Origin of the sequence: Pseudomonas sp. BP01 (genome assembly GCF_022760795.1) — a bacterium.
GTDB classification, from domain to species: domain Bacteria; phylum Pseudomonadota; class Gammaproteobacteria; order Pseudomonadales; family Pseudomonadaceae; genus Aquipseudomonas; species Aquipseudomonas putida_Q.
Window position 1 is genome coordinate 167,110 of the sequence record NZ_JAFBKA010000011.1, and the last position, 8,488, is coordinate 175,597.

8 protein-coding genes are annotated in these 8,488 nt (G+C 52.5%); 3 read left to right on the top strand and 5 right to left on the bottom strand.

What is annotated here, in order from left to right; all coding sequences use genetic code 11:
* Positions 1–92: 92 nt before the first annotated feature.
* From JOY50_RS12500 to JOY50_RS12515, 4 genes are all read right to left on the bottom strand, one after another.
* Positions 93–1,133, bottom strand: coding sequence for a hypothetical protein (locus JOY50_RS12500; RefSeq protein WP_243055294.1), 1,041 nt, complete (start codon positions 1,131–1,133; stop codon positions 93–95).
* 131 nt (positions 1,134–1,264) lie between these two features.
* Positions 1,265–1,945, bottom strand: coding sequence for a hypothetical protein (locus JOY50_RS12505; RefSeq protein ID WP_243055295.1), 681 nt, complete (start codon positions 1,943–1,945; stop codon positions 1,265–1,267).
* Entirely contained in the window at positions 1,938–2,891 is a 954-nt protein-coding gene (locus tag JOY50_RS12510) for a hypothetical protein (RefSeq protein WP_243055296.1), read from the bottom strand. The genes JOY50_RS12505 and JOY50_RS12510 overlap by 8 nt, the downstream gene beginning before the upstream one ends.
* A 14-nt stretch (positions 2,892–2,905) precedes the next feature.
* Positions 2,906–3,235, bottom strand: coding sequence for a hypothetical protein (locus tag JOY50_RS12515; protein ID WP_243055297.1), 330 nt, complete (start codon positions 3,233–3,235; stop codon positions 2,906–2,908).
* A gap of 357 nt (positions 3,236–3,592) precedes the next feature.
* On the opposite strand from JOY50_RS12515, the gene JOY50_RS12520 reads away from it, so the two are divergent.
* From JOY50_RS12520 to JOY50_RS12530, 3 genes are all read left to right on the top strand, one after another.
* Positions 3,593–4,288 (top strand): DUF4145 domain-containing protein, encoded by a 696-nt coding sequence (locus JOY50_RS12520; RefSeq protein ID WP_243055298.1) that lies wholly within the window; start codon positions 3,593–3,595, stop codon positions 4,286–4,288.
* Between the two features lie 286 nt (positions 4,289–4,574).
* Positions 4,575–4,865, top strand: coding sequence for a hypothetical protein (locus JOY50_RS12525; RefSeq protein ID WP_237858425.1), 291 nt, complete (start codon positions 4,575–4,577; stop codon positions 4,863–4,865).
* Between the two features lie 16 nt (positions 4,866–4,881).
* The gene (locus JOY50_RS12530; protein WP_243055299.1) at positions 4,882–6,369 is read left to right on the top strand and encodes a hypothetical protein; all 1,488 of its coding nucleotides are present in this window, start codon (positions 4,882–4,884) and stop codon (positions 6,367–6,369) included.
* Between the two features lie 2,010 nt (positions 6,370–8,379).
* Here JOY50_RS12530 and JOY50_RS12535 read toward each other — a convergent pair.
* Positions 8,380–8,488: IS3 family transposase (locus JOY50_RS12535; protein ID WP_135192744.1), on the bottom strand; the 109-nt coding region annotated here is incomplete at its 5' end.

Consider the following 8,488-nt stretch of genomic DNA (forward strand, 5'->3'; position numbering starts at 1 on the left):
AAGATGACAATCAATTGCTGTCAATATGCAGCCGCATAGCATGACCGAGCTTAACAGCCGAACATGATTCGGCTCTCAAGAATCCAGTGCAATTAATCTTCCCCAAGCTCGATGAATCCATCCGGAATTAACTCATACCCTTGCAAGTTATTATAGATACCGAGTGAGTCATTGACAACGAAACTCTGCCCCATAAAAAAACCAGAGGCAATGGAGTTGCGTACGCATGCCGCAAAAATATTAAGTGCGTGAACCAAATTTCGGTGAAGAATGAATAGATCCGTCCTCCAACTCTGACTTGCCTCATCCATCTCTCTGTATACTGTTGGCGTGCGCTGAATTTTTTTCCAGCTTTTATCTTGACTCCACATGCCATTAATGAGGGATGAGTGCTCTGTGTGCGTGAAATGACTGACTAAAGCGTCTATTCTTGCTGCCAGACCATGAATGGCGTTTTCTAATTCTGGCTTCAATCCAGGCATATTTGTTCTAAACACAACGGCAGTAAATTCACCAAAACTATCCACAAGCTTTGCTGGAATACCCCCGGCTATCAAATTGTCGCTTGTATTTAACCAATACACCAGCTCTAGCTTTTGAACGGCCTGCGTAACCAAATGCTTATAGATAACATTCTCAGCATTGGATTCAATCACCAAAGCTCCCACGACGTTGGCAATCACCTCATTTTGCTGAGAAAAAAGCTTCATCTCCAGCTCGCCTGAGAGTATAACTTCCGCATTCAATAAGCCGTGCTCAACTTTCAAGGCCGAAACCGCGTCATAGATGTGCGGCGACGCACCTTGAAACTTGTCATTAACCACAAAATAAAACTCCTGCACTGGAGAAATGCCATCCCAATACGATTTGAGTGTCTCGAAATCTTTCCGAAGTTTAGCAATTGCGGCCGGGGTGTTGCCTGCGAGATCTTCTGGGGCGTAACATTGATAATATCTTCCGCTGGCAGAAGTCCAGCCGTCATTTCCACGATCACCTATGTTTCCATGTGGCTTTACAGGCTTGAAGCCCGGCTCGCACTGCATCATTATGCGAACAAATAAGTCTTCGTACTTTTGACCATTGGCCTCATGCACTGCGAGCTTGAATTTCGTTCTTAGTACGCCACTATCCACTTCAGCACCTCGCTTATGATTACAGACATACTCAAAATCCTCCCCTGGCTAAACTTAATGCAAACTCAAAAATCTTTGAGCACTGGGTGGATACAGCACAGCCCATATCGACCATCCATCAGGGCTATCAGTTACGAATAGCACATGATCAGCGCAGCTGGGGGCGTAGCACTTCTGAGCTTCATGATTTCCTCGACAACCCAGGCACCAACCGGCCACACCACTTGGAGCACCAGGAGAATCGTGAATGTCAGGAAGGCACGAAGCAGGAATTCATGAGTCATCTTGATACCGGTCACCTTCTCGTTGACCAGTGAGTAGTTATGTAGGACGGCGCGAGCGAGCTGCTTAGCTAAGCCCGCTTTAGGTGAGGTTTCTTTCCAGGTATTGGCTAGCTCACCTGGGCCAAGTTGAGCGAACCCGGCGACTTTGAGCGTTCTGAACGCCCAAGCCCCTGCGCGCAGCAAGAAAGCCACTGCCAATCCAAATAGAATCAGGCCAACGCAGCCTAGCCATTTGCTCGACTTGTCGCTCCAAAGAGTTGGCAATAGTGAGACAAGTACGGGTATGAGCGCCGTGATAGCGGCCAGGTAAATACCAGCTTTCGCATCAGCTCCCTTTCGGCGGTCAACCTCTGCATCAAAAAGACGCCGTGACTCTTCTAACACCACGTCGCTGTCTGTCGACCAATCTCCCTCTCGCACAGACGAAGCAATCCCTTGCTTCCATTCCGCATCCTCAGCCTGCTCAGCAGATGACAATGGTATTAGGGTCGGCCACACCCAATGGAGCCAGCCTTTGAGCTTAAGCAATGACGTTCACCGTCAGCTCGTCCACGATAGCCGCAGCAATAGGATAACCTGTTAGATTCTCTATCCAGGCCCACTGCCCGTTCGGGTTGATTTCCAAGAACCACAGTTTGCCGGATCTATCACACACCAGATCGATAGCGCCGTAACGGAGGCCGAGACGCTGCACGAGCTTCACGCATTGACGTTGAACGCGACGCTGGAGATCAATTTTCTCGTGTCGAAGATCAGGACGACTCCCCTTGCGCCAGTCGGTTTCTGTTTCCTCGTTATCTTGCGACCAGATCGCCGTAGCAAAGACCCGCTCGCCCACGACTGTCACTCGGACGTCGTATTGCTTCAATATCTCAGACTGCACAATGAATGGGGTTAGCCTAATCGCTTCCGCCTGATCATCCTCAATCTCAGCGAGCCGAGAGGTGAAGATCACGCGCTCCGTCTCGCCCGCTAATACAGCTTGCCGAAGAGGCTTACCTATCGCCGTGCCGAGCGCATTGATAGCTTGAGCATATGCAATGTCATTCGTGACAAATGCCTGAGGTACTTCAAAGCCGATCTCCTGTGCGAGGAGGAGCTGCATCGGCTTGTCTTCAGCCAAGAAGATCTTTGTAGGTGAATTCAGCCACCGCCCATCCAAGCGGGAGTAGAGGCTTTTGAGAAAGCTGCTCCACTCCGCCTCGATGTACGCCCTCTCGCCAGGATCCGTTACAGCATCCGGTACAACAGGAGCTCCAGGTCTACGGAAATAGGCTGCAGTTATCTGCGAACCACGGACAACCACCCCTTCCATTGAGATTGACCAAGCGTCTTTGGGAAATCCTGCCATCGAGCACAACGCTTCGGGCAACTGCTCGGTATTCAGTCGAACAAAAGGCTGGCCGCGCCGGCGGAGCTCAGCAACCACGTAATCCATCGTGATATCGCGACGATTTGTCACCAACAACAGCATGAGACGCTTCCAGATCAGTCCGAGTAATAACGGGTGTCCAAGCCGAAGGTAGGATCACCATTGTCGTCACGCTCCACCTCGACGTTGGTCTTTGTGATCAGCTCAAGGATGTGGTTGGCATTGCACCGATCGTCGCGCTCAGTGATCGCATCGGTTTTGGTCACGAGCTGCAGCAGATGATTGCTCGAGTCGAGTCGATGCAGCTGGCCTGAATCATTCGATTGACCTCGATAAGGACTGGGATCGTCATCATCGCTTTCGACCTTCTGGTAGGTCTTGGTCAACAGCTCTATCTGCCAGGATGCCTCGTCATCTTGCTCTGCGTTGACCTTGGTCTTGGTCATCAACTCATTCAACGCCCCGTCAGCGATGACTGGAACTACTCCATCAGGAGCCTCAACGGCCCACATCTGGAGCTCCGGGGAATAGAAGCCCGGGATGCTGTCTTCTCCTGTTCTAGGCGTCGCAAATCTAGATAGAAAGGGCGACGTTTTTTGCAGAGCTCCCAAGCTGGCGTCTCCTGTGCCGGCGAGTCGCGAAAGGCGACAATGCTTGGACAATACCATTTAGCCAGCATTACGGTAAACGACTCCGAGCAGCGTGCGCGAAGCTCAATGAGGTGGTGTCGTTACGCCTACAGACCTAGCCCTCATGGAGAAGGCAGGGTATGTTTTGGGCACCCCCCCTAGGTAATGGGCACGATGAAGACATCGACCAAATACACCCTGCACGCCAGTGAAGGCCATGAACTCGAACTGCCTTACGGTAAATGTTGTGCAAAGACGTTTCACCGAGTTGTGTGTTCAGCTGGTGTCGAGTCCTCTCGTGAAGACCAGCACAATTTCCATGAGTGGTGGGTCGACAATCAGATCGTCCAATGCCAAGGCTGCAAAACGTTTTCGTTTCGCATGGCCTCTGGCGATTCAGAAGACTGCGATTATGATGATGATGGACAGCTGCAGCCGTCTGTCATAGAAAACCTCTACCCGCCGCGGATGGAGGGGGTCGGCAAGCTTGGACTTGACCTCTGGTGGCTTCCCCCTCCTCTCAAAGCTATCTATGACGAATCTCTGAAAGCACTTTCTGGGGGGCTGCCCGTACTAGCCGCGATTGGGATGCGTGCCCTCCTGGAAGGCGTATGCAAGGAGAAGCAAGCCGAGGGGAAAAACCTCTACCTTCAAATTGAAGACTTGGCGTCCCGAGGAATTCTGAACCCTCAGAACGCAAAAATTCTGCACAAGGTGAGAGCGCTGGGAAACGAGGCTGCACACGAGTTGACGGCACAAAAGGCTTCGCAGCTAGGCTTGGCCATGAACATTCTTGAGCATCTCCTCAGAGACGTTTACATCAATCCGCGACTGTACGACCAGGAGTTCCCCACCACTCCTGCTCAGTGATCTCAGCTTCAACGCTGCCAGATTCAGGCCTGGCGAGGCAATCAGGCTACGCCCTCGGTGTCGTCTCCCAGTGCGCTCGGTACGCTTATTTGCCTTCGCATCTGCTACGCATGCCTCGCAGGCAGTATTTTCCGCTCCTCCGCTAGCTCCAGAAGGACGAAAAAGTTTCGCGGGGGTTTCGATATACCAATGATTTAGCGGGTATCCGATAGTGAGCACCGTCCCATCCGGGACACAGCCTGATCGAAAGATCCTACAGGCTGCTTACTATCGAATGGAGCAAGTCATGCCAAGAAGAGCGAAATTGGGTTACCTGGCAGAGTCCAAGCTTGTAGTCCGCCAGGGGCATCAACTGTGGCACTTACACCAAGCCCTCAAGGAGCAACCTGAGCAGGATGTACTGCTCGAGATGGCTCACGGCTACGTGGATGCCGGCCGAGCCGCCAGCCTCTCCGAGGGGCTGGTCGTGGCAGGAGCAGTTATCACGGCCTATCGGAGCACCGAAGCCGGCGACCGTGTACCTCAAAAAGCGCGTGAGCGTTTGAACTGTCAGGCCGGCGTAGAAAGCCTGGCATAACCGCAAGGAGCATTAAATGAAGCGCACGCCACAAAGCATCGAGCGCGCGCTCAACGAGGAGATCCTCCGCGTTGAGCGCGAACGAAGCCATGAAAAACCCAATGAACAAGCGTTGGAGACCGTAGAGCCGCCAGCAGTGAAGCAGGCCATTCGTGACATCCTGTCACTGGAACCTGGCGAGCCAATCCCTGCAACAGATCACGAGATCGAGCTTTTCAGCAAAATCTACTGCCTGATGAGTACCCGTAATCGGAAATGGCTGAGTGAGTCACACATTGCCTTTCCTTTCGCTCAGATATCGGCTTCGAGCATCCCCCGTGAGGCCGCGCTGAAATCACGTTTACGCGGAGATACAATCAGCACCGCCGCCGCTCAGACGATAACTGGTATTGCCCTACGAAACGATTTTCTGAAGCTGTTAGTGATGTGCTTGCCGCAATTGGAGCTTGATACTTACCCTCACCTCCTTTCCCTGTTTGATAATGGGTTCATGGGTACGGTACCCGTGCATGAGGTGGGAGCTTGGTATGTGCTGACCTACTTCCAGCAGAATACTTTCCATGCGGAACGCACTGTTAGGCCTATACCTACCAGAGGCACCACCTTAGCTGACCTTGTAAAGCCGGCTTACATTCTGAGCGTGCATGAGAGAATTTTCTCGCAGCTGCCAGAAGCTATTGCCTCTGCACGGTGGCGTTCTACCATCGACCACACGCCCGCTAGCTCCGATAGCTTGTTCAGCCGCCTATTGATGAGCGTAGCTCTGAACCGACTAATGCTAGAGCAATGGGCCTATGTGCGACGGGTTGAAGCTGCAGCACCGTTGCAGCTTGGGCTCCTTGCCGAGCTTGAAAAGTCGGCCCCCAATGGCTTTGGTCAGATCCTTGCCGATTATCAGAAGGACGGTGTCATTGACTTCTGCGGTCTCACTAAGGTGTTACTCGCTGACGCACTGGCAAAGCGCAAGGACATCTTTACTCCGAACATTGTTTCCAGGATTGATCAGCAAGCCAACGCGATCATTGAAAGCTCATCTCTTGAGGAGTTCTCCGGGGATATGGAAGTCAATCGGGCCTTCATGAGATTCCCTGAGCATGCGAAAGCATTAGCGTGGCTTGCTCTAACCTGGAGCTACCTGAAAAACGGAGCTTTTCCTGAGGATGAGCCCACTACTCACGCGCCAACGACGCGCTTGATTTCCAGGCGATCAGAGATCGTTTCCAATGGTCAACATATGGTCAGTCTCCGCCGCCTCGTATCTACGCTTGTCATGAATCAATCATGGGCTCTTCCCTCGACAGAAAGGACTCGACTGCATATCCAGTATGTGGGTGATGTGAGAGCGCTGCTTCTCTCCTCTCTCCAGGAAGCGTTCAAGCGTGCATCGTTGGCGCAATGGAATAGCGTGCTTTACGCGGAAAACTCCGTCCCTGATGTGGCTCAGGCTTTTCAGCAGATCGGACTGCCTCCACCTCCGGACGCCTCACAAACCGATCCAAGCTGATGCGCGTAAAGCTTCTGCGCTCACTTCGAAGTGTTCTAACAAGTCTGCCCAAGAAATGCAGGCCCGTGACCTAGCCAGGTGTCATTTGAGAGCGTGGTGCTTAGCGCTGGAAGCACCACGCGCTCCAGAAGCATGTCGTCGACCGACCGCAAGTATGGTTTTGATGCCGGTTCACCTTAAATCGAACTCACTCATGGCAATTCGCTAGCAACTCCCGCTGCCAAGATTTAGGATTTGGATAAGACGACAGACATTGTCATCTTGAGCCAAGGAAGCTGCTCACTCGCCGCCTTACGCTCAGGCCACGACCGTTCGAAACAGGGAGAGCTTCAATGAGTTCCAGCGATGCCGAAAAAATTGCCAGCGACGCGTTAGATTCGTTCCAGCAAATTGAACAAATTGCTTCCAAGCAGCTCGCCGCTGGGAGTCGTGAAGCGTCAGAAGCTTTGGCGTTTGTTAACACCTTTACGGGCGCCGCAGCCGTAGGGCAGATCGCATCCATCTCTGATGCCGTTACCCAATCACTCGTGAGCCTGGTTCGTGAACCGGCTGTATCACGAGTAGTGGTGGAAAAGGACAGTGGACAGGTTGAGACCTACTACATCTGTCGCACGACTGGGGGATTTGACCTCAACGACGGAAAGCTGGCGGGCTACCGATCTCCGTTCGGTCGTCTCGCTGCCCATGATGTAGGTGAGGACATTGAGCTAGAGATAAAGGGTAAGAAAGCCAGCTTCCGGATTTTAGAGAAGCTTGATCTGAAACCTCAGAAAAGTTCTGACCTGTGGGATTCCATCGACAACGTCTGGCGCCAGGAGAGCTTAGCCCCACAGACGATTGCTTCCCTCAGAAAGCTCATACAGCCTGATGACAGCAACGCGTTCCTCGCAATGCTGAGCGGCCAGTCCGAAACTGAGAAGATTCGCGAGGGTGTGCGTCATGAGATCCGGCAGGCCATGGCGCTTCGAGATCAAGCGATCCTCGACAAATTTCAGGATGAAATCTTCCGCCTTTCAATAGATCACCAGCTCATCATCCTTGGCCCACCCGGGACGGGGAAGACAACCACCTTAATCAAGCGCCTCGGTCAGAAGCTGGATTGGGAGGCTCTCAGCCTGGACGAGCGCTTACTGTTAGGCTCTCAAACTAAGCGCTCACGCTGGATGATGTTCACGCCGTCAGAACTTCTAAAGCATTACGTCAAGGAGGCCTTCAGTCGTGAGAACGTGCCGGCTTCGGACGAGCACATCAAGACCTGGAGCAAGAGCCGACGTGAGCTGGCACGGTCTACATTTGGCATCCTCAAGACGGGAAACGGTGGCACGTGCATTCTCAAAGATGATCGCCAATTTGCCCCTCTAGAAATCAATGATGATCCACGGCAATGGTTCGCGGACATCAAATCATTTCACCAAAGCCGGCTCCTCTCCTCGCTCCAAGAGGGCGCGAATTTACTCAAAGACTCGGCTCCGGATCTGCAAGACACAGTCGTACACAATCTCCTCACCACCGTTGAAGAGCTGAGACCAGAAGGCCTACTGAGCGCCTACGCAGAATGGAACAATCTGGAAGGTCGTATCGACCCTTTGCTCAAGGCCAGCCGCTCAACCACAGACCAATTGATTCAGAAGCAAGGCAACCTCCTTCACAATCACAACAAAGCTGTCTTCGCAGAAATGGCCACTTTCCTTGAGAGCCTCGGCCAAAACGACGATGAAGACGAGGATGGTGCTGAATTTGATGATGACAGTGCTGAAGACGTTGCACCTACTACATCGCATACCGCCGAGCTTAAGGCGTTTCAGGCCTACCAACGATTCCTGCAGAGCTACGCACGCACTAGATATCGCAACAGCAATCTCGGAAAATCGAGTCGAGCGGCACACATTCGGGACTGGCTCGGCGAGCGAGTTCCTTCAGATGAATGGCTCAAAACACTCGGCCGGGAAATGTGCTTTCAAAACGCACTGCGGCGCTTCAGGAACGCATGGATGAATCGCCCCTGGTTTCCTAGACACTCTCCAAGCTCAGGAAATAGCGTTTCTCATACTCTACTGGAGACAGCTGCATAGCACTGCTGTGTCGACGTTTTGGGTTATAGAACATCTCGATGTAATCG